Source organism: Shewanella sp. MBTL60-007, assembly GCF_019654915.1.
In the GTDB taxonomy this organism is placed as follows: domain Bacteria; phylum Pseudomonadota; class Gammaproteobacteria; order Enterobacterales; family Shewanellaceae; genus Shewanella.
This window is the reverse complement of sequence record NZ_BPET01000004.1, coordinates 48,490-67,736: the sequence shown is the minus strand read 5'-3', so window position 1 is coordinate 67,736 and position 19,247 is coordinate 48,490. Positions and strand designations below refer to the sequence as shown.

The window sequence follows — 19,247 nt, the reverse complement described above, 5'->3', positions numbered from 1 at the left end:
ACTCAGTCTTTCACCTTTGCAGCAAACAGGTAGCCTTCACCGTGAACGGTGACAAACAGATCTGCAGATAACTTATTACGCAGACGGCGGATAATCACATCGATGGTTCTATCGTTGACGTCTTGATCTCTGTGGCTGGTTTGCATCATTAAACGCTCGCGAGATAGCACCTGTTGAGGGTGTAGCGAAAAGGCGGTAAGCAGTTCAAATTCGGCTTTGGTGAGCTTTATCGACTCGCCATTATGGGTGAGTTGGCGGCTATTTAGCTCTAAAATGTAATCATTGAAGGCGATAATATTATCGTCGACATCGACCTGCTCTGCGCTATCGGCAACCGCTTTTTTCACCAATGACATCCGCCAGAGTAAGTTCTTTACCCTTACCAATAACTCGCGAAGCTCAAAAGGTTTAGTGACGTAATCATCGGCGCCCATCTCTAGGCCTACAATTTTATCTATGGTTTCGTCACGGCCAGTGACTAGAATAATTCCCACATGACTCTTGCTTCGCAGCTCACGCGCTAGGCTTAAGCCATCGACACCGGGGAGATTGATATCGAGCATAACCAGATCAATATGCTGGCGCTCAAATTCTTGCCACATCTGATCACCATCTTGAGCTTCGAGCACTTCATAGCCCTCTTTCTCAAAATAACCTTTTAACCTAGCTCGGATGACAGCTTCGTCATCAACAACCAGTACTCGGTAACCCATATACCACCTCAACCGCTTTTACTTTTAAAAGCCTGACTAAAACGCGCCACATAATATACACAAGTTAGCACGTAAAGCGAGCAGTTGAGGAGTACGAGGACTATTTGAAAAGGTTGTCAGAACTGAAAAAGCCAGCTCAAAATGAGCTGGCTCTTAAAAATAACTTTGAGATGATTAACTTAGAAGCTTTTGCTAACCCCAAATACAACACGATCATCGAAGATTTCGGTTTGAGTACCGTACACTAAGTGAGACTCGTCAACTGAGCTGCCGTGGTAACGTAGATCGAACGTTAGCCCGACGTAGTTTGCTTCAACACCTAAGTTCCAGTGCGTCCAACCTTCAGCGCCCTCACCATCAAGATCTTGATAGCCAAATGAGCCAGATAGTTTCACGCCATTATTGAAATCATAGCTTGGGTGAATCGCATAGTTGACGCCTTGCCAACCATCAACACCAAACCAATCATCTAATGTAGGTGTCACTTCTAACTGAACGTTAGCTTGGCCAAACTGCTTAGCTACACGAACCCAAAGTTCAGTGTAGTTTGAGTATGAAGCACCTGGATAAAGATATGAAAATACCATCACATCATAAGTAAAACCGCTGTCACCAAAGGCGCCCGCTTTACCAATATAAGGCGCGGTAACGATTTCAAGGTTTGGGTCTGCAAATTTAATGTTTGATGCAAATACACCTGTGTACCAGCCGTCGTCATTTGCCCAGCCTAAGGTGCCTTGTACAACAGGTACGTCGCCATCCATAGTCTCTGACTCACCACGGAATACATAGTCAGTAGCAAACTTAACGTTACCGCTGATCTCACCACCGAAAAGCTCATTGTCGTCTGCAGCAACTGCTGAGCCCATGCTCGCCATCGCTAAACTGCCAAGCATAATCGCATGTGTAAATTTCATAATCATCATCCCAATATTTGTTTCGATTTATATGTATCAACCTAAGTCTAGAGCAAATATTACAAGCAAGTTATTAATGACCTTGCGAGTAGATATGAACTAAAAAACCAACATTATGAATGAATATGAATAAATGAGTTTGGCAGGCTTTCAACAGCAGAAAGCCTGTTTAACACTAGAATAGCGGTTAGAGGCGAAGCTTAGTTTCAGGTTAAATTGAAAAATAAAGGCTCGAGGGTTCCCTTAAAGACCAGAGTTAGCTAAGTTGAATTTGGATCTCACCTAGATGTTGCACCACCCAATCTCGGTTAATGGCCCCCCAATGATTAATCCGATAAAACCCAGCATTATTACGTTCACCATCTTGCACAAACTCACACTCTATCGCCAAGTCAGCTAAGGCGGCAATGGCATCTTGTAAGGTTCGGCGAGGCATCTCAGTTATTTTATGCAGTGACAATAGGTTGTGACGTTCACTGTCTATAAGATAAGCAATATAGAGCTTTCTTAAAAAAGCCTTCTGCTGTTTCGATTCTGTAAAATTGAGACTCATGGCATTATCATTATTGAGGGTGTTTGCAATAAATTACTTTATTTACAATAAATAACAAGTAATAAGTACTCGATATTTACAGAACAAAATGTTGCCAAATATGTCTCCCTATGGCGATAACGCCGTACATACTGATATAGTCAAAAGCCGTTGATAACCGCAAACGAGAGTTGGAATGGATAGCAATGAAAATATCAGCAACGAAGCTGACTCTATTGACGAACAAGCTTGCCGAGATGTCATTGTGCCAAGTCAGTGGCAAGGCTTTGATCAAGTGGTGCTGCAGCCTATTGATAAACGCCATTACACCCAAGTGCTATGTGAAAGCCTCCTATTCGGCAGCATAGGATTTATCGCGCTTTCACTAATACTCATCCTTCCAAGAGAGCTTGATTTGTTGCAGCTATTAGCCATATTGACCGGAGCAGTATTGCTATTAACCCTCATAAGTTACTTAAGAGATCGCCATGCTAAGTCAATCTGCTACGCCACCTGCGAACATGAGTTGCTCATGCAAAAAGGCTTTTGGTGGGTAAAACGCACCTCGCTTCCCTACTCTAGGCTACAACATGTAAGCCTTTCCCATGGTCCCTTAGAGCGTCATTTTAGCCTATCGACACTCAAGTGTTTCAGCGCAGGTAGTGGCTCAGCCGAGATAGAACTTCCAGGTATTGAGCAACAAACGGCTGAACACCTACGCCAACACCTATTAGCACAAGCTGCCCAAGCAAACCCACAAAGCAAGATACAATCTGAAGAACTTAGCGATGAATCATAAATTCGCTCAGTGGAGCTCACTTTCGCCGTGGTCAATCATTAGTTTTACCCTACTTACCACTAAGCAGTTATTAAGTAGCGGTTATGCCCTTATTCCTGTGGTTTATACCGGTTGGCAGCAAGGCTTTAGCAGCCCATGGGTGATTGTAGCCATTACCGCTATCATAAGTCTGATCTTTGTTTTTAGTGTGCTGCAATGGCTAAAATTTCGTTTTAAACTTGAACCAAATAAGCTCAACATTAAACACGGGATCATCTTTAAGAAAGCCGATGAACTCCCCTTTAGTAAGATCCAAAATGTTCGCCTAGAACAGCCCCTTTATTTTCGGCCTATGGGGCTTTATCGCATCGTCGTTGAAACTGCTGGCTCTAAGGGTAATGAGGCGGAGCTGTCGGCCCTCCCCTATAAAGATGCCCTCAGTTTAAAGAAACAACTAATGGCTGAGCATGAACAGGCAAGTCTAACCCCTGCTGCTAAACTGACTCACAGCAAGCAAGTTGAGCCCCTTTCTAAAAAGAGCCTAAAACAACTTATTCTATTTGGTCTCTACCAAAATAACGCCATTTGGTTGGCGGTTATTTTAGGCCCTATTTTTGGTCAATTAGATTGGGAGTCAATGGAAAATCTGCAATTATTACAGTCGTTCTGGGCTTGGTATAATGCTCATATCGCCGCCAGTATTGCACTTCAACTCATTTTTGGGGTTTTGGCCTTAGCTACGTTTTATTTACTATTCTCTGTCATTTCCATCGTATCGGCAGTGCTTAAATATTTCCCATATAAATTAAGCCGTAGCGGTAACACATTGCATCGCACTGGTGGCATCATTGCCAAACAAAATGACGCGCTGGCACTAAGGCGCATTCAGGTTATTAAGTTCTATCAACCTTTGGTTGGTCGTTTACTCAAGCTTTGGACAGTCTACTTTAAACAGGTTCAGGGTCACGAAATCGAACAGCGCGGTAGCACTAATATGCTGATTCCCAGCATGGACCGAGCCGATACCGCCGAGCTTTTACCTAGGCTTAAAGGGGTAGAAGCCAGCGCAACTCGGCTACCAAATCAATATCAACGCATCCACATGGGCTGGTTTTGGCGCCGTGGATTTCTGCCGTTTTTAGTGCCTGCAATTAATACCTACTCTCTTGGCTTGAATCTGTTTACCGATCTGCTTTGGATAGGTGCAAGCCTATTTTGCATCGCCATTTACTTAAAGTATCGCCAATATGGGTATCGACTCGAAGGTAATAATCTTTGGTTTCATTCAGGGTTGCTTGGGCGAAGCTGGCAGCTCATTGCACTGAGCAAGGTTCAGCATGTGGCAATAACTCAGTCGCCTAATCAGAAGCGCAGTGGCTTGGCTAATCTTGAAATTGGTCTCGCCAGTGGTACAGTGAAACTGCCTTATATCTCTATCATTGCGGCACGAACGATTGCTGAGCGAGCACTCGTGCTTATTCATAACGACCACCGAAACTGGATATAGCTATGAACACACTAGCGAAAGAGCACAAATTACAGCAGGCATTTACCCCAGATATGATTATTCACTTCTGGTTTGAAGAGATTGAACCTAAGCAGTGGTGGGTAAAAGACAATGAGTTTGATGAACTCATTAAACAAAATTACGCTGCATTATTAACCCAAGCAATGCAAGGTGAGCTCTATCATTGGCGAGCAACGCCACAGGGACGATTGGCTGAAATCATCGTTCTCGACCAGTTCTCCCGCAATATCTATCGTGATACCCCGCAAGCGTTTGCAGCCGATCCCCTCGCATTAGTGCTTGCCCAAGAGGCGGTTGCACTCAATTGCGACTCAGAATTAAAGGCGAAACAGGTGCCGTTTCTGTTTATGCCCTACATGCACAGTGAGTCGTCATTAATACATGAGATTGCGGTGAGGTTATTCAATCGCGATGCCGCCAAAGCCAATTTAGACTTTGAGCTAAGACATAAGAAGATTATCGATCAATTTGGTCGCTATCCCCACAGAAACGCTATCCTAGGTCGTGAGTCAACCGCAGAAGAGATAGACTTCCTGCAGCAACCCGGCTCAAGTTTTTAGCCGCTAGAGCGCAAATAAAAACAGCCACACAAATAAATGTGTGGCTGCTGTTTTTCACCCAAACTCATAACGCAGTGAAACCACTATCAGTGCCTACTTCACCACCAGCACTGGGCACTTTGCTTTATTGGCTAAGCTTTCGGCAATATTAGGGTTTAGCAAGTGCGAAATCCCTCTATGTCCATGACTTGCTATCACTATCATGCCGACCTGTCCGACCTCAGACTCCTCAAGGATCTCATCTAACACATCTCCTTTACGAAGTACGGTTTTCACGGTCAAGCCATGATTTAACCCTTGCTGGATCTTCAACTCCAGTTTCTCTAGGTTTTCAGTTGCAGCGGCCTCTATCTGCCTATCGAGTTGCTCCACTGAGTCCACCGCGATACCGTAATGATGCTCACTAAAAGGCTCGCTCATCACATGCACTAAACGTAGGCTAACGCCATATAGATTGGCCATCTCGATGGCGTAGCTCAAGGCATGGGATGCCGTTAATGAAAAATCTGTTGGACATAAAATTTGTCGAGTACGCATACCCTCTCCTCAATCAAGCCTAGCTATGCTTGACTGCCATTAATACTGTAATCAATACAGCAACTACTTAACGACTAATACCGGACATTTGGCTCGGTTAGCCACGGCCTCTGCCACGTTCGTATGCAAGAAGTGCGATATCCCGGTACGGCCATGACTGGCAATCACTATCATTCCCGCCTCAGCCCCCTCAGCCTCTTTAAGGATCTGCTCAGCGGCGCTACCGTGGCGGATCACTGACTCTACTGAGAGTTCACTCTTAAGCTCGGTTAATAGCTGCTTCATATTCTCTGCGGCAGAGTCTTCCATACTCTGTGCTAGCTCTTCGGGTGTGATGGTGAGAATTTGGTAATTATCAACGCCCATCGGCTGCTCGATAACATGCACAATACGTAGGCCCACATGATATAAGTTTGCCATTTCAATGGCATACTTTAGCGCATGAGAAGCAGTCTCCGAAAAGTCCGTTGGACATAAAATTTGACGACTACGCATAACGATTTCCTCCAAACATTATTCACTTGCTATCGCCATTGTGAATACCGCTTTTATGGCAATGACTTAAACTATAACTCAATACTATTCCTTACTAATAAGGTTAGTCATTAAGCCACTCACGTGCCTCTTTTTTACTCTCAAAAAACTTTGCATCGTAAGGGGTAAACCAGTCGGTCATTTTCGTTACCCACTCTTGCAGCTTGCCTTCACCAACAATGGCGATCTTTTCAAACGCCTTGCCATGGGCAACCCCTAACTTTAGATCGTCCCATGCAGCACGCAGCTCCCAGCCATCGAGTTTGCTAATATCGGCCAATACGTTGATTTGAGGCTCCTCGACCCCAGCAATTGCCGACTCCAGCATAGGAACCATATATTCATAGTCCTCATGGGTGAGCTTGCCGACAGCAACAAATGTCATATAAAACTTGCTGCCACTGCGCTCTATTCCCACAGATATTCCATGTACATTGCTGCTCATTTTTAATCCTTAGTTAACTAAGTACCTACTCTAATTTTAGAGTGCTGGCGATTATTGAATTTGATCTTGGTCACACTTAAGCCTGTTATTTGATCTTTAATAAAAAATTCATTATTATCAGACTGACTAATCAGTCGGTTATTTAAAGACCAACTCTGGAGCTAAGTAAATGAACATGCACATAGACAATCAGGTATCACAGCCCCTCTCGCAAATGTTAATCGAACTACGAAGCTGCTATTTAAATGAGCCAGCACCTAGCTACGAAGCCAGAGTTGAGCACCTAAAGAGCTTGAAAGCCGCCATACTCAGCTACCAAGAGCAGCTAGTCGACGCACTGAGCCGCGACTATGGTAACCGTTCAATTGATGACAGCATGATCTCCGATATTCTGCCCTGCATTAACAACATCAATTACAGCCTAAAACACCTCAAGAAATGGATGAAACCTAGCTCCCGCCACGCAGGTCTGTTGCTGTCGCCAGCCAAAATCAAGGTTCACTATCAGCCATTAGGTGTGGTTGGCATTATCGTACCGTGGAACTTCCCAGTCATGCTGTCAGTAGGTCCGCTTATTACCGCCCTAGCTGCAGGTAACCGTGCGATGATAAAGCTATCGGAGTTCACACCAGAAACCAACCAAGTCATTAAGGCGATGTTAAGCAGCATCTTTGATAGTAAACATGTGGTTTGTGTTGAAGGAGAAGCTGAGGTTGCCGCAGAGTTTTCATCACTACCGTTCGACCACCTGCTCTTTACTGGTTCAACCACGGTTGGCCGCCATGTGATGCGCGCCGCCGCCGATAACCTCACCCCTGTCACGCTCGAACTTGGCGGTAAGTCGCCCGTTATCGTGGCCGATGATATCGACATGACTATCGCTGTCGAACGTATGATCTACGGTAAATGCTTAAATGCCGGACAGATCTGTGTTGCCCCTGATTATGTGCTCGTTCCTCGTACCAAGCTCGACAGCTTTATTCAAGCCTATAAGAAAAAATTCACCAGCATGTATGGGCAAGTGAGTGACAACAAAGACTATGGCAGTGTGATTAACCAACGTCAGTTCGATAGGATCATGCAGGTACTCGATGACGCTAAGAGTAAAGGAGCCGGCATAATTAGCGCCAACGATGAAGCAATTAATGCCGACAAGCGCAAGATGCCAACCCAGCTTATCTGCAATGCCAACGATGAAATGTTAGTGTTGCAGGATGAAATTTTTGGCCCGTTATTACCTATCATCCCCTATGACAATATCGACGAGGCGATAAATTATGTTAACCAGCGCCCTCGTCCACTTGCCTTGTACCTAATGAGCTTCGACAAAGAGACTCAACAGCATGTGCTTAACCACACTCACTCTGGCGGTGTCTGTATTAACGAGGCAGTATTTCACGTTGCAGCTGACGATGCTCCTTTTGGTGGTATCGGCACGTCGGGCATGGGACACTATCATGGTAAAGAGGGCTTCCTAACCTTCAGTCACGCAAAAACCGTGCTTAGCCGCGGTAAGTATCTCAATACGGGCAAACTAGTACATCCTCCCTATGGTGGTTTTATCCAGCGCCTATTGATGAAATTTTTCCTTCGTTAATCGTAACTGAGCTGTAAACCTGATGAGTCGTATCGATAAAAAACAAGCCATCTTGGACACCGCGCTGACGCTTTTTGTCAGCCAAGGCTTTTACGCCACCTCTACCGCCTCGATAGCCAAACAGGCCGGGGTGGCAACAGGGACCCTGTTTCATCACTTTCCCTCAAAAGAGGCGCTGATCAACCATCTATATCTATCGATTAAGCAGGAGTTTGCCGATGCAATACAATCGAAAATCAGTCAAAAGGGGGAGTTAAAAAAAGACGCGCAAAACCTGTGGTTGGTGGCCATAGACTGGGCGATGGATAACCCCCTTAAACAGGAATTTTTCCAGCAATATTCGATGTCTCCATCGATCGCATCGGAAGTTAGACAACAGGCAATGAACAGCATTTTAGGCTTTATGGGACAGCTTATTAAACAGGGGCAAAAAGCAGGTATTTTAGCCGATTATCCACTATCCTTGATGTTAGAGAGTTGCCATGGCCAATATTTAGCGGCCACGCGATACTTTATAGACAACCCAACATCATGGAAAGATGAAGAGTATAAGCGTTCAAGCTTTGCAATGTTTTGGAATGCTATGAAAGCTTAGCGAGCACGGTACGTTAATAGACAACCCAACATCATGGAAAGATGAAAAGTATAAACGGTCAAGCTTTGCGGTTTTTTGTGTCGAAATAAAAGAACGCAATGAACGCCTAGCGAGCGCGAAACACGATTACAAACTTATCCTTTAGCCTGACTGCAATTATCGTGTTGTTAGATGCATTATTCGAAGGAGTGAATATATGTTAAGAATGAAAACCGAATGCCGACGGTGCAAAACCAAGTTAGCGCGTAAAGAGGTCGCCTATATCTGCTCACTGGAGTGTACCTATTGCAAGCGCTGTAGCGAAGAGCTGCATTACATCTGCGAGCACTGCCAGGGCACCCTAGTTTTAAGGCCGACTCGATTAATCCAGCCCGTACAAATCTCTACACCCGAACTGAAAAAATGCTCTGTGTAGTTAGAGTCATTTACTCATCAAAAAAAAGGTCAACAACTTGCTGACCTTTTTTGTTACCTAGCTAACAATAGGTAAATCAACACCATAAAGCCTAACATCTAGGTAGGCATAAACTCACACATAAGCCCTTCTTATCGCGGTTATGCAAGCTGATAGTGCCATCGTGAGCCTCAACAATCTCACGACAAAGAGGTAAGCCTAGCCCTGTACCAGACTGTTTTGTCGAGTAAAAAGGTAACAGTGCCTGCTGCAACACCTCTGCAGACATACCTAAGCCTTCATCCTTGACTTCGATACAGATCCCCTGAGATGGATCGGCTAAGTTTAGCTCTCTGATCTCTAAGGTTATCTTAGTTAAATCTGAACCTGATTCATGGGCATTTTTTAGTAAGTTCAGCAATACCTGCTCCATCTGAATAAGATCGAAGCTCATAGTTCGCTGAGGCAGCTCCCCAAGAAGCGTAAACTGATAATGCTGCCTAAGCTGATCGGTCAACTTCAGCCAATCAACTGGAGTCTTAGTTGGCAGCGGTAATTTAGCGAAGCGGGCATAGTTGAAAATAAACTGGCTGAGATGGCTGGTACGATCTTCGATGGTATCGAAAATTAGCTTTAGCTTTGGGTCGTTAAGCTCTTTCGTGATCATTCTTCCAGAGTTAACCATTGAGGCTATCGGTGCCACCGAGTTATTTAGCTCATGGCTGATGATGCGAATAACCTTCTTCCATACCGCAACCTCTTGACGGTTCAGCTCTCTAGTCAGCTGCTTTAGTAGTACTAAGTGGTGAAACTGACCATTTAATAGAAACTGCCCTCGTGAGAGATGCCAAGTTTCTAGCTCATTTTGGTCGCCATCTCGGCTTAGCGAAAACAAGCCATCCTTGGGGTTGTTAAGCGCCCCCACCAAGGCTTCGGGAGCCTCGTTCAGTAGTTGCGACAGCGACATTCCTTCAATACGCAGCCCGTGATTAAACAGATGTCGCGCCGCATCGTTGGCATAGATAATCCGTTTTTCATCATCGAGTAGCAGCATCACATTGGGCGAGCTTTGTATCACCTTATCGAGTAATAATTCACGCTGGTAGATATATTGCCGCTCTTTGCGTAGGGTTTGTGCCGACTCGTTAAATAGCTTTGCTAACGCCTTTAACTGGCTATCTCCGCTTACCGGAATGCTCACACTAAAGTCATTATCTTTAAAGTTGAGTAACCCCACCTCCAGCGCCATCAAATTAGTGGCAAGTTGACGGGTACCTAAATAACTTAGTCCAGCGACTAGCAGTAGCATCGACAGAAAAATCAACAAATACAAGCCGCTTTGCTGCTTGAACTCTAGCACTAACTCATCAGAACCAAGCCATAACAGACAGCCAAACGCCAATGCTAAACCCAGCATGGATGCCATAACTGCACAGAGGATCAATTTCGCTCTAAGTGAAATCTGTAGCTTCAGGCTCATATTGTTATTATTGTCCTTTCCCAGATTAAATTATTTATCTATGCCATATTTTTCCATACGACGATACAAGGCTTGTCGGCTCAAGCCTAAAGATTTGGCTACCCGAGCAATCACGCCGCGGTGCTGCGCTAATGCCGACTCGATACTTGCCTTTTCATCTTGAACTGCGCCATCTTGAACCACATCATTTTGAGCTACGGGATCATTCAGAGGAGACTCTGATAGCTGATGCTCTGGTGTCGCTTTAGGCTCTATAACGCTGCGGCTATGTAGCTCAAGTCCAAAGTCCTCGACGGTTAACTCTGGTGAGTTAGCCAAAATCACCGCCCGCCTACAAGCATTTTCCAACTCGCGTACGTTACCAGGCCAAGAGTGTTCCTGTAGAGCCTGTTGAGTCTGACGAGATAGTGAAAAGTCAGCTCCAATGAAGTGCTCAACTAGCGGCAATACATCATCTTTACGTTCTTTAAGCGCGGGCAATGGCAACTCAATCACATTGAGGCGGTAGAAGAGATCCTCACGAAATCGCCCCGCTTGAATATCTTGCAGCAAATCTGCGTTAGTGGCACTTATCACCCGCACATTCACCTTGCGGGTTTGGTGGCTACCCAGTCGCTCAAACTCTCCAGTTTGCAACACGCGCAGTAGTTTTACTTGCCCAGAAAGTGGCAGATTGCCAATTTCATCGAGAAACAGTGTGCCGCCATCGGCAGCCTCGAAACGGCCGATACGCGTCTTGGTCGCCCCAGTAAACGCGCCCGCTTCAGCGCCAAACAGCTCGGCCTCGAGTAACTCCATTGGTAACGCGCCAATATTCACCTTAATAAAGGGCTGCAGCTTTAAAGATGAATTAGCGTGGATAATATCGGCAAGTTTATCTTTACCGGCACCGTTGGGGCCTGTTATCAACACCGACACATCAGATTTTGCGATCTGCAACGCCAAGTCGACGCAGCGCTGCATGGCGCCGCTGTTAAAGACGATACCGCACAGGTCAGCATCTTTAATCGCTGCCATACGTTGGTTTTCGACTCGGTTTAGCTTGGCGTTATCTTTTGCTAAACGATGTAGCGAAATTAAATTATTAATACTGGTCAGGAGTTTTGCATCATCCCAAGGTTTGCCCATGTAGTCAGCCGCACCCTCTTTGACCAGCTCAACGGCAAGTTCAAGCTGGGTCCAGGCCGTCAGTAATACAATGGGAAGCTGAGGTTGCAGCTGGCGTAAGGCATAAAACAGGCTACGCCCCTCTTCACCTGAAGTGGTGTCTTGGGTGAAGTTCATATCTTGTACCACCAGCGCCACATCATGCAGCTGGACGAGTTCGAGGGCGACATCGGGCGAGAGGCAGGTAAGCGTCTGATAACCATTGAGCTCCAGCATTAAAGCCAAGGCATTACACACGGCTTGGTTATCGTCTACAATCAGGATTTTATCCATAAACTCGTTATTATTAATTGTGTTAGAGGACTGGCTATAAAACTAACTGAAAGCCAAACAGAGTTAAAGAAAAGCTCACGTTTGGCTAACAATTAAATAGCAATTTACCGGTTCACAAGTAGCAGGTTACACGCTGCGAGTGGCTGTAGCTGGTGATATCTTAGCCGCTTTTTGTGCCGGAAAGATCACTGCAATGGTGGTGAGCACAAGCAAACCCGCAACGGTGGCTATCGGGTAAATCAACTCAAGTTTAGGTAAGCTGTATAGAGTCATTAACTGCTGCCCAAGCTGCACCGCAATCAGCCCACCGAGCACTCCACCCGCAAGGCACAATAGATAGTTCTCCACCAGGAAGAAGCTGATGATATCGCGTTTCTTGGCGCCTAATGCCCGTCTGGTACCTATCTGCTTAGTGCGGCGCTCTATATTAAACATCACCATACCCGCTAAACCTAAAGAGGTGATAAGCAGCAATAACACCACCATTAGTGACAACACGGTCGCCATCAGCTCATGGTCACGATATGAGCTGATGCGATGCTCTTTGATAGTCGTGAAACCACGCACCACGCGATTAGGATGCTCTTTATGTAACGCCGCTGGAATCGCCTCTTTTAAATCAGCAATAGCAGACTCATCTGCTCGTACTAAAAAGCGCGTGAAAGAGGATCCCAGCTCTACATTCAAAATCACGCTACGATTAAGGTTTGAATTATTCACCCAAGCCCCCTGCAAACGCTCAACCACACCGATAATTTTCATCGGTTGCTCACCAATGTTACCGCGATACATAACTTGACCAATAGCAGGCTCATCACCGAAAGCGTCTTTGGCAAAATCAGCCGAGACGATGGCTAAGCTTGCCAGCTCTGGGCCACCACTACTGACTTCATCGGGATAAAAGTTTCTTCCTTCAATCAGCTTCACCCCTAAAGTCGAGATCATCTGTTCGTCGCCATAATAAATTGCAGCATTAGGTGCATCTTTACGATCTTCTTCACTGCTGCCATGAGAAAAATTAGAAGACCAACCACCACCACTCAGTGGCGTCATACTGGTTGAAGTCGCTGCTTTGACTCCGTCAAGGTTACGAATGATCTCGACATCTATCAGGTTCTGTTCATTAGCGACAATAGATTCATCGAAATTGTAGATGGTTAAATCAAAGACCTCCGACTCTACAATCCCAGATTCTCTGGCTATTAGGCCAACACGCTCTTTAATAATGAAGCTAGCATTGGCTACTATCGCAACCGATAAGATAATTTGCACTAGCAGCAATAGAGGGCCACTCTTATTACGCATCAACATGCTTAATATGGGTTTAACTTGAAACATAATGAAATCCTTTCTCATTCTGTAGTTTATTGGCTCTTGAGATAAACACTGGGATTAGTGCTGCAAATACGCCAGGCTGGATAAATGCCAGCAATGATGGCTGCACTGACGGCGATAACCGGTGCTATCAACCACATGCTTTGATCCAGCTGAGCCAACGATGCTTCTAAATCGAATTTAGAGGATAAGAAATACAGTGCCATCCAAGCCCATAACAGACCCAGAGCGCCGCCACAAAAACCAATCAAGCCCACTTCCACTAAGTGCTGAGAGAAGATCTGTAAACGACTGGCACCAATGGCTCGCCTAACCCCCACCTCTGGGGCGCGCTTTAAGAACTTAGCCAAGAGTAGACCCAGCATATTAACGAGGCAGACCACCAAAAATAGCGCGCTTAACCCTACCAATACCTTGTTGTCTTCTGGTACTACATTATTAAAAGATAGCCACTGAGCGACATCTCTAATCTCTCCACGAGCATCGGGGCGTTTAAAGCGACCTATCTGTTGTTGCTGCTCCACGTAACGTCCTAACCACTCTCGATATTCTTGCTGCTTAGCACTGGTGTCTAACTCAGCCCAATATTGCACCCAATGCATCTCAGAATTAATTCTATCTTGGTAGTTACGAATATTTTCATGACGCCAGCTTTGGTTATTGCCCCAGCTTTCATACTCTTCAATTGGTGCGAGTGAGAAAGGCACATAAATACGGGCGGAGTCATTAAAAGCGCCGTTGTTTACATCATAATACTTGGGGCTAGGGTTCCACTTCTCTATAACGCCAACCACTTGATAAGGTTTACGATTCAACAGCAATGTTTTACCCACGCTGTCACCACCGCCAAAGACCTCTTTATTCATATCCTCACTAATGACAACCTTATAACCGCCCTCTTCATCCACCTGCTTGTCCCAGCTGCGACCATAAATAAACGGCACATCAAACAAGTCGAAGAAGTCACCACCAGTCACCCGCACGCTCTCCAAAATAGGCGAGAAATTCACATCCTCAGTCTGCACCGCAAGGCCGGTTCTAAACATGGCAGCCTGCTTTACTGGCACATCACTCTGGCTGAGGTTAAAAGCATCTTGATAGGTGATCTGTTCGTTAATCTCCTCCCAAGTATCATTGTCTTGGCTCATTAACTGCACCGCAAATAACTGCGATGAGCGCTCGCCAGCTGGGTTTACCGATGCCATCTTATAGATATTCAAAGTGGTGATAGTGATGCCTATGCCAATAGAGATGGCGAGGATCATCAATAAGGATAGAAACGGCGTCTTCTTGATACTGCGCCAGGCTAGATCCAGATAATAAAAAAACATTATGCTCTCCTTAGCAAACCATTAAGCCACTGACGCAGCATCGGCGATAGACTGAGGCTTTTGCTCAGACTGGCCACCTTGGTACATGGTGAAGTCACACACCTGACCATCGACAATCTGAATGTTACGCTGCGCTCGGCGAGCAAGGTCTGCATCGTGGGTGACCATGATGATAGTGGTACCCGCCTTGTTAATATCTTCAAGTAACTCCATCACTTGGCGTGCCATCAGGCTATCTAAATTACCAGTCGGCTCATCGGCGAGTAAGAATCTTGGTTCCCCCGCTAAAGCTCTGGCTATTGCCACACGTTGCTGCTGCCCACCTGAAAGCTGCGTTGGCAGATGCTTCATTCTAGAGGCGAGTCCTACCTGTTCAAGCGCACGCTCGACACGGATTTTGCGCTCTTTGGCATTGAAGCCACGATAACGTAATGGCACCTCTACGTTCTCGGCTAGGTTTAAGTCAGAGATCAGGTTAAAACCCTGAAAGATAAAACCAATTTTCTCGTTCCTAATCGCAGCACTCTTGTTATCGCTTAAGTTTGAAATATTCACGCCATCGAGAAAGTAGTCGCCATGGGTAAAGCCTTCGAGTAATCCAGCAATGTTCAAAAAGGTGGTTTTCCCCGAACCTGATGGTCCGGTAACTGCAACAAATTCGCCTTCTTTGACCTCTAAGTTAAAGTCTCGTAATGCATGGGTTTCCACTAAATCCGTTTTAAATACTTTGCTTATGTTGTTCATCGATAACATGATCTATATTCCTTTAATTCTATTTATCCATCACACTAAAAACGGCTTGGTGATCTGTATTCATTTTGATTTAAACCGCTTACTGGGTAAGTAAACTTATGATGCAATCGAGTGTTCGCATGATTAGCTGCCCAATCATCTGCTCATCGCCCAAGCTTACATCTGACACCGTGCCTAAGTTCGATTCAGCACCACTGCCAAACTCAATCAGGTTAAGCCCGATAAACATCCAATCTCCCGCTCTATCAGTCGATACCTGCACAGCTAGCACCAATAGCATTAATACCGCAGCAGTAATGACTTGATGTTTGTTCATCTTTTTAACTTTGCTAATTGCTTTATTCATTGTCAGCTTCCTTATTCGGCTTCCTTATTCAGTTAGCGAACGATCACTTGCGCTGCATTATTAAAAGGCTCAACACTTGAGGTCACCCAGATATCTCCCTCTTGACCACCTTGGATCACTTCGATATGGCTCATGCTGCGTGCGCCTAACTGGATGGGGGTTTGCTCGGCAATATCGCCATGCATCACGTAAACCTCTTGGCCGCCACCACTATTAACAAAGGCCCCGCGCTTAACCATCAACACATCGGGTCTGTGCTCCAGTAATACTCGCGCCGAAAGACGCTGATTCTGACGCAGCTGCAAACTGTCAGTTTGCTTAAATCGCACCCTTGCGGTCACTTCACGATTACGCACCTCTGGAGAGATAGAGGACAGCTCGCCCATCACTCTTTCGGAACCAAAGCTCAACTCAACCGCCATACCTATGCCTAACTCATCGGCGTAAGACTCTGGCACTGCAAGCTCTGCTTCAAAGGCGCTTAAATCAACAACGGTCAAGATGGGTTGGCTCTGCCCAATACGTGCCTTTTGCTCCGTGAGCCAGTTACCAATAATTCCACCAACGGGCGCGGTGATATCGAGCGCCGCCACTTGACGTTCGAGCTCTTTAACCACCAGTGCCTGTCGGTCAACTTCTAGGGCTGTGTTCTTAAGCTCGAAGGTCAAAGTATCTTTCATCAACTGGGCTTCTTGACCCGCATGGGCAAACAGTAATTTAGCCTTATGTAGGTCATCTTTACTCTTTTCAAAGTCGATTTTACTGATTAACTTTGACTCGATTAGTTGGTCACCACGACGGCTTTCACGGTCGGCAGCCTCTAAATCAACTTTCGCCATATCTAAGGTTTGCTGGGCCTTAAGCTGCTCGCGGCGAGCATCGAGACGAGCACGTTCCAAGGAGCTTTTCATCCCCTCAAGCACTGCTTGCTGCTGTTTTAAATTATTAGTGAGCCTATGGCTTTCGATAGTGGCAACCACCTCGCCTTGCTCAACCTTGTCACCGGGCTTAGCAATCAAGGTGACAGAGCCTTGCTCTGGGCTATAAAGCACCGGCGCATTTGCGGCGACAATCTTGCCCGTAGTGGGGATATCACGAACTAAGGTACCGCGCTCTAAGGTGGCAAATCTCAGCTCCGAACGCTTAATGGAACTGGCAATCGAGTCGCTATCCATGCTCGACCAAACGAGACCAGAAACAAGTAGGGCTGCAATACCGAACATCAGCGGACGCTTTAATCTGCTCGCCTTGCTCTGCTGCTTTATCACATCTTGTGCGCTGGTATCCTGAATCATCTTCTTTCCCTAAACTGTCCGTTGTTAACAATTACTGCTTTGATAGGGCTATTAATACAAGCACCATGCCAAAAACCATTAACAGTTAATAAACATGGGCTTAAAGAAATCTAGAACAGCGTACACCGCAATAGTGTCCGCGGACACAGCGCAAAAGTGTCCGATTAATTAGCAGGAATGTCCGATATGAGGAAAGTGTCCGGTTTGAAACAAGGTACTAGGTTCTAGGGCACTTCGCTTCGAGGACGGGCTGCGCCCTGCTAGGAAAATCAAAAGCTCAAAACAAAACCCAAGCAAAACGCTGTATTCTTTCCGCTTTCTCCTTCTTTATCCTTTTTAGGCTCTAAGGTCTGCTTTTCCAAATACCTAACTCTTTGACGGGCTAAAGCCCGACCTACAACAGCCAATACTTTTCCGGATTTTCCTATCTCAGCTTTACCCGTCTTTGCTTAACCGTCTTTGCTTTAAAACATAGGCCCTAGCTCCTAGGGCGCTTCGCTTCGAGGACGGGCTGCGCCCTGCTAGGAAAATCAAAAGCATGACGGGCTAAAGCCCGACCTACAACAAACACCGCTTTTCCGTAAGCGCAGCGTTCCGTAGTGACGAAGTCACGTTCCCTAGGTCGCAGACCGTTCGGCTCTTACCGTCTTAGCTTTCATCATCTTTGCAGTTTGCCTTTCCTAGGACCTGCTTTTCCTAGAACCTAGTACCTTCTTTTAACTCCTTCTTTAAACCTTTTAACAACGATATTTCACTTTTGGCACGATATTTAACGATCCCCTTTAACGATATTTCGTGGTTCGTGGATCTTGCTCCAACTTCTTCCCCATAAACTCAGCTTTTCCCCCTTTGGCACATTAGCTGCTCTGCTAGGCGTAATTGGTAAAAACCAATATTGATTAGCTTTAACAAAATAAAAAGATAGGGAAAATGATATGAATAAGAAACTGTTGGCGCTTTTAATTCCGTCAATTTTGATGGCGGGTTCAGCGCAGGCCGTTGAGATTTACAATGACCAAACCAATAGCATCAACATGATGGGTTGGTTGGGCTTTGCAGCAATTAATGACACTCACGACACAGCCGTGGTCGACAACTTTTCACGTGTGGGCTTTCGTTTCGACCGCCAAGAGAAGAATGGCTGGCGTAGCTTTGCCCATACCGAGTGGGGCATTAACATGGTCACTAGCGATGACTCGCTAAGTTACTCAGGCGGCCAACTAGGTGCAGAAAAAAACTCTGACTTCTTATTCAATCGATTAGGCTACGTGGGGCTAGCAAACGACAAGTGGGGTAGCTTAACGTTCGGTAAACAGTGGGGCGTCTACTACGATGTGGCTTACACCACCGACGTACTTAATGTTTACACTGGTTATTCTGTAGGTGCCTACACCTTTGGTGACGGCGGCCTAACCGGTGCGGGTCGTGCAGACTCGGCCTTTGTTTACCGCAACTCATTTGGCAACTTGAGTATCGCACTTCAATATGCAGCTAAGCAAAATGGTGATGTGGCGCTGTATGACAAAGATGGTATCGCGTTGGATGACGGCTCTCATGTCAGCTTCGATACTAGCTATGGCGCTAGCTTAACCTATCACTTCACCGATAAGTTCAAAGTGCTTGCTGGCTTCAACCGTGGTGACTTCACGGGAGAGTTAGCGGGTGAAAACGTGGATGACACTAACGAAATCATTGGTGTTGGTGCGCAATATGGTTCTTTCTACCAGTATGCACCTAACCGAGAAGCAGATGGTTTCTACGTTGGCTTTAACGCTCACAAGAGTAAGCAGAATGAGCTAGTAGCAGGTGAGCTATATGACTCAACGGGCGGCGAATTCTTAATTGCTTACCAATACGAAAATGGATTTGTACCTAGCTTCTTATTGTCTTACCAAGACCTAGATACCGATGCATCGACAACGATTCAAGGTGACTGGACTCGTCAATTTGCCGTATTAGGCCTGCATTACCGTTACAGCAACGACACAGTGATGTTTGCCGAAGCCAAAATTGACTTCAGTGAGATGGACGATAAGAGCTTCGAAGATCTACAAGACAATAGCTACTCTGTAGGTATTCGCTACTTCTTCTAGTTATTAGCAAGAACCTAAACATTTGTCCCCCTGCCAATAAAAAA

At 45.8% G+C, this 19,247-nt stretch carries 20 protein-coding genes; 7 read left to right on the top strand and 13 right to left on the bottom strand.

Features of this window, described 5'->3' with window-relative positions; genetic code table 11:
- Positions 1-2 precede the first annotated feature (2 nt).
- The 3 genes from torR to K5Q92_RS02185 form a co-directional block, all read right to left on the bottom strand.
- Positions 3-713: a two-component system response regulator TorR gene (gene torR / locus K5Q92_RS02195; RefSeq protein ID WP_220767424.1), complete on the bottom strand. Its 711-nt coding sequence runs from the start codon at positions 711-713 to the stop codon at positions 3-5.
- Positions 714-892: 179 nt separating this feature from the next.
- Positions 893-1,630: a TorF family putative porin gene (locus K5Q92_RS02190; RefSeq protein WP_374758429.1), complete on the bottom strand. Its 738-nt coding sequence runs from the start codon at positions 1,628-1,630 to the stop codon at positions 893-895.
- A 256-nt stretch (positions 1,631-1,886) separates the two neighbouring features.
- On the bottom strand, positions 1,887-2,183 hold the full coding sequence (locus K5Q92_RS02185) for a helix-turn-helix domain-containing protein (RefSeq protein ID WP_220767422.1): 297 nt from the start codon (positions 2,181-2,183) through the stop codon (positions 1,887-1,889).
- 175 nt (positions 2,184-2,358) lie between these two features.
- Here K5Q92_RS02185 and K5Q92_RS02180 point away from each other — a divergent pair, with 175 nt between their 5' ends.
- The 3 genes from K5Q92_RS02180 to K5Q92_RS02170 are packed head-to-tail and all read left to right on the top strand — an operon-like array spanning position 2,359 to position 5,028.
- A complete protein-coding gene (locus tag K5Q92_RS02180) occupies positions 2,359-2,961 on the top strand; it encodes a PH domain-containing protein (RefSeq protein ID WP_220767421.1) in 603 nt (200 codons plus the stop codon).
- Positions 2,951-4,447 (top strand): PH domain-containing protein, encoded by a 1,497-nt coding sequence (locus K5Q92_RS02175; protein WP_220767420.1) that lies wholly within the window; start codon positions 2,951-2,953, stop codon positions 4,445-4,447. The genes K5Q92_RS02180 and K5Q92_RS02175 overlap by 11 nt, the downstream gene beginning before the upstream one ends.
- Positions 4,448-4,449: 2 nt before the next feature.
- Complete coding sequence (locus K5Q92_RS02170) at positions 4,450-5,028, top strand: DUF924 family protein (protein WP_220767419.1); 579 nt, start codon at positions 4,450-4,452, stop codon at positions 5,026-5,028.
- 93 nt (positions 5,029-5,121) lie between these two features.
- Here K5Q92_RS02170 and K5Q92_RS02165 read toward each other — a convergent pair whose 3' ends face one another.
- The 3 genes from K5Q92_RS02165 to K5Q92_RS02155 all read right to left on the bottom strand — a co-directional run bounded on the left by K5Q92_RS02165 (position 5,122) and on the right by K5Q92_RS02155 (position 6,544).
- Complete coding sequence (locus K5Q92_RS02165) at positions 5,122-5,565, bottom strand: universal stress protein (protein WP_220767418.1); 444 nt, start codon at positions 5,563-5,565, stop codon at positions 5,122-5,124.
- Positions 5,566-5,628: 63 nt separating this feature from the next.
- Complete coding sequence (locus K5Q92_RS02160) at positions 5,629-6,060, bottom strand: universal stress protein (RefSeq protein ID WP_220767417.1); 432 nt, start codon at positions 6,058-6,060, stop codon at positions 5,629-5,631.
- Positions 6,061-6,163: 103 nt separating this feature from the next.
- A complete protein-coding gene (locus tag K5Q92_RS02155; protein WP_220767416.1) occupies positions 6,164-6,544 on the bottom strand; it encodes an STAS/SEC14 domain-containing protein in 381 nt (126 codons plus the stop codon).
- A 169-nt stretch (positions 6,545-6,713) separates the two neighbouring features.
- Here K5Q92_RS02155 and K5Q92_RS02150 point away from each other — a divergent pair, with 169 nt between their 5' ends.
- From K5Q92_RS02150 to K5Q92_RS02140, 3 genes are all read left to right on the top strand, one after another.
- Complete coding sequence (locus K5Q92_RS02150; protein ID WP_220767415.1) at positions 6,714-8,141, top strand: coniferyl aldehyde dehydrogenase; 1,428 nt, start codon at positions 6,714-6,716, stop codon at positions 8,139-8,141.
- Positions 8,142-8,163: 22 nt separating this feature from the next.
- Positions 8,164-8,736 (top strand): TetR/AcrR family transcriptional regulator, encoded by a 573-nt coding sequence (locus K5Q92_RS02145; RefSeq protein ID WP_220767414.1) that lies wholly within the window; start codon positions 8,164-8,166, stop codon positions 8,734-8,736.
- Between the two features lie 196 nt (positions 8,737-8,932).
- A complete protein-coding gene (locus K5Q92_RS02140; RefSeq protein WP_220767413.1) occupies positions 8,933-9,151 on the top strand; it encodes a DUF1272 domain-containing protein in 219 nt (72 codons plus the stop codon).
- Positions 9,152-9,242: 91 nt separating this feature from the next.
- Here K5Q92_RS02140 and K5Q92_RS02135 read toward each other — a convergent pair whose 3' ends face one another.
- The 7 genes from K5Q92_RS02135 to K5Q92_RS02105 form a co-directional block, all read right to left on the bottom strand.
- On the bottom strand, positions 9,243-10,610 hold the full coding sequence (locus K5Q92_RS02135; protein WP_220767412.1) for a PAS domain-containing sensor histidine kinase: 1,368 nt from the start codon (positions 10,608-10,610) through the stop codon (positions 9,243-9,245).
- Between the two features lie 30 nt (positions 10,611-10,640).
- Complete coding sequence (locus tag K5Q92_RS02130; protein ID WP_220767411.1) at positions 10,641-12,050, bottom strand: sigma-54 dependent transcriptional regulator; 1,410 nt, start codon at positions 12,048-12,050, stop codon at positions 10,641-10,643.
- Positions 12,051-12,176: 126 nt separating this feature from the next.
- Positions 12,177-13,388: an ABC transporter permease gene (locus K5Q92_RS02125; protein ID WP_220767410.1), complete on the bottom strand. Its 1,212-nt coding sequence runs from the start codon at positions 13,386-13,388 to the stop codon at positions 12,177-12,179.
- Positions 13,389-13,414: 26 nt separating this feature from the next.
- Positions 13,415-14,716, bottom strand: a complete 1,302-nt coding sequence (locus K5Q92_RS02120) for an ABC transporter permease (protein WP_220767409.1) — start codon at positions 14,714-14,716, stop codon at positions 13,415-13,417.
- 21 nt (positions 14,717-14,737) lie between these two features.
- Complete coding sequence (locus K5Q92_RS02115) at positions 14,738-15,469, bottom strand: ABC transporter ATP-binding protein (protein WP_220767408.1); 732 nt, start codon at positions 15,467-15,469, stop codon at positions 14,738-14,740.
- Between the two features lie 79 nt (positions 15,470-15,548).
- Positions 15,549-15,815 carry a hypothetical protein gene (locus K5Q92_RS02110; protein ID WP_220767407.1) on the bottom strand — a complete coding sequence of 89 codons (267 nt, stop codon included), beginning with the start codon at positions 15,813-15,815 and terminating at the stop codon, positions 15,549-15,551.
- Between the two features lie 32 nt (positions 15,816-15,847).
- Positions 15,848-17,110 carry an efflux RND transporter periplasmic adaptor subunit gene (locus K5Q92_RS02105; RefSeq protein ID WP_220767406.1) on the bottom strand — a complete coding sequence of 421 codons (1,263 nt, stop codon included), beginning with the start codon at positions 17,108-17,110 and terminating at the stop codon, positions 15,848-15,850.
- Positions 17,111-18,045: 935 nt separating this feature from the next.
- Here K5Q92_RS02105 and K5Q92_RS02100 point away from each other — a divergent pair.
- A complete protein-coding gene (locus K5Q92_RS02100) occupies positions 18,046-19,203 on the top strand; it encodes a porin (protein WP_220767405.1) in 1,158 nt (385 codons plus the stop codon).
- Positions 19,204-19,247 lie beyond the last annotated feature (44 nt).

What these genes read in the sequence shown, in the direction of transcription:
- torR (WP_220767424.1), bottom strand. Translation starts at nt 713, where the DNA reads ATGGGTTACCGAGTACTGGTTGTTGATGACGAAGCTGTCATCCGAGCT.
- K5Q92_RS02185 (WP_220767422.1), bottom strand. Translation starts at nt 2,183, where the DNA reads ATGAGTCTCAATTTTACAGAATCGAAACAGCAGAAGGCTTTTTTAAGA.
- K5Q92_RS02140 (WP_220767413.1), top strand. Translation starts at nt 8,933, where the DNA reads ATGTTAAGAATGAAAACCGAATGCCGACGGTGCAAAACCAAGTTAGCG.
- K5Q92_RS02110 (WP_220767407.1), bottom strand. Translation starts at nt 15,815, where the DNA reads ATGAATAAAGCAATTAGCAAAGTTAAAAAGATGAACAAACATCAAGTC.
- K5Q92_RS02190 (WP_374758429.1), bottom strand. Translation starts at nt 1,630, where the DNA reads ATGAAATTTACACATGCGATTATGCTTGGCAGTTTAGCGATGGCGAGC.
- K5Q92_RS02180 (WP_220767421.1), top strand. Translation starts at nt 2,359, where the DNA reads ATGGATAGCAATGAAAATATCAGCAACGAAGCTGACTCTATTGACGAA.
- K5Q92_RS02160 (WP_220767417.1), bottom strand. Translation starts at nt 6,060, where the DNA reads ATGCGTAGTCGTCAAATTTTATGTCCAACGGACTTTTCGGAGACTGCT.
- K5Q92_RS02125 (WP_220767410.1), bottom strand. Translation starts at nt 13,388, where the DNA reads ATGTTTCAAGTTAAACCCATATTAAGCATGTTGATGCGTAATAAGAGT.
- K5Q92_RS02170 (WP_220767419.1), top strand. Translation starts at nt 4,450, where the DNA reads ATGAACACACTAGCGAAAGAGCACAAATTACAGCAGGCATTTACCCCA.
- K5Q92_RS02130 (WP_220767411.1), bottom strand. Translation starts at nt 12,050, where the DNA reads ATGGATAAAATCCTGATTGTAGACGATAACCAAGCCGTGTGTAATGCC.
- K5Q92_RS02115 (WP_220767408.1), bottom strand. Translation starts at nt 15,469, where the DNA reads ATGTTATCGATGAACAACATAAGCAAAGTATTTAAAACGGATTTAGTG.
- K5Q92_RS02120 (WP_220767409.1), bottom strand. Translation starts at nt 14,716, where the DNA reads ATGTTTTTTTATTATCTGGATCTAGCCTGGCGCAGTATCAAGAAGACG.
- K5Q92_RS02145 (WP_220767414.1), top strand. Translation starts at nt 8,164, where the DNA reads ATGAGTCGTATCGATAAAAAACAAGCCATCTTGGACACCGCGCTGACG.
- K5Q92_RS02165 (WP_220767418.1), bottom strand. Translation starts at nt 5,565, where the DNA reads ATGCGTACTCGACAAATTTTATGTCCAACAGATTTTTCATTAACGGCA.
- K5Q92_RS02105 (WP_220767406.1), bottom strand. Translation starts at nt 17,110, where the DNA reads ATGATTCAGGATACCAGCGCACAAGATGTGATAAAGCAGCAGAGCAAG.
- K5Q92_RS02100 (WP_220767405.1), top strand. Translation starts at nt 18,046, where the DNA reads ATGAATAAGAAACTGTTGGCGCTTTTAATTCCGTCAATTTTGATGGCG.
- K5Q92_RS02135 (WP_220767412.1), bottom strand. Translation starts at nt 10,610, where the DNA reads ATGAGCCTGAAGCTACAGATTTCACTTAGAGCGAAATTGATCCTCTGT.
- K5Q92_RS02175 (WP_220767420.1), top strand. Translation starts at nt 2,951, where the DNA reads ATGAATCATAAATTCGCTCAGTGGAGCTCACTTTCGCCGTGGTCAATC.
- K5Q92_RS02150 (WP_220767415.1), top strand. Translation starts at nt 6,714, where the DNA reads ATGAACATGCACATAGACAATCAGGTATCACAGCCCCTCTCGCAAATG.
- K5Q92_RS02155 (WP_220767416.1), bottom strand. Translation starts at nt 6,544, where the DNA reads ATGAGCAGCAATGTACATGGAATATCTGTGGGAATAGAGCGCAGTGGC.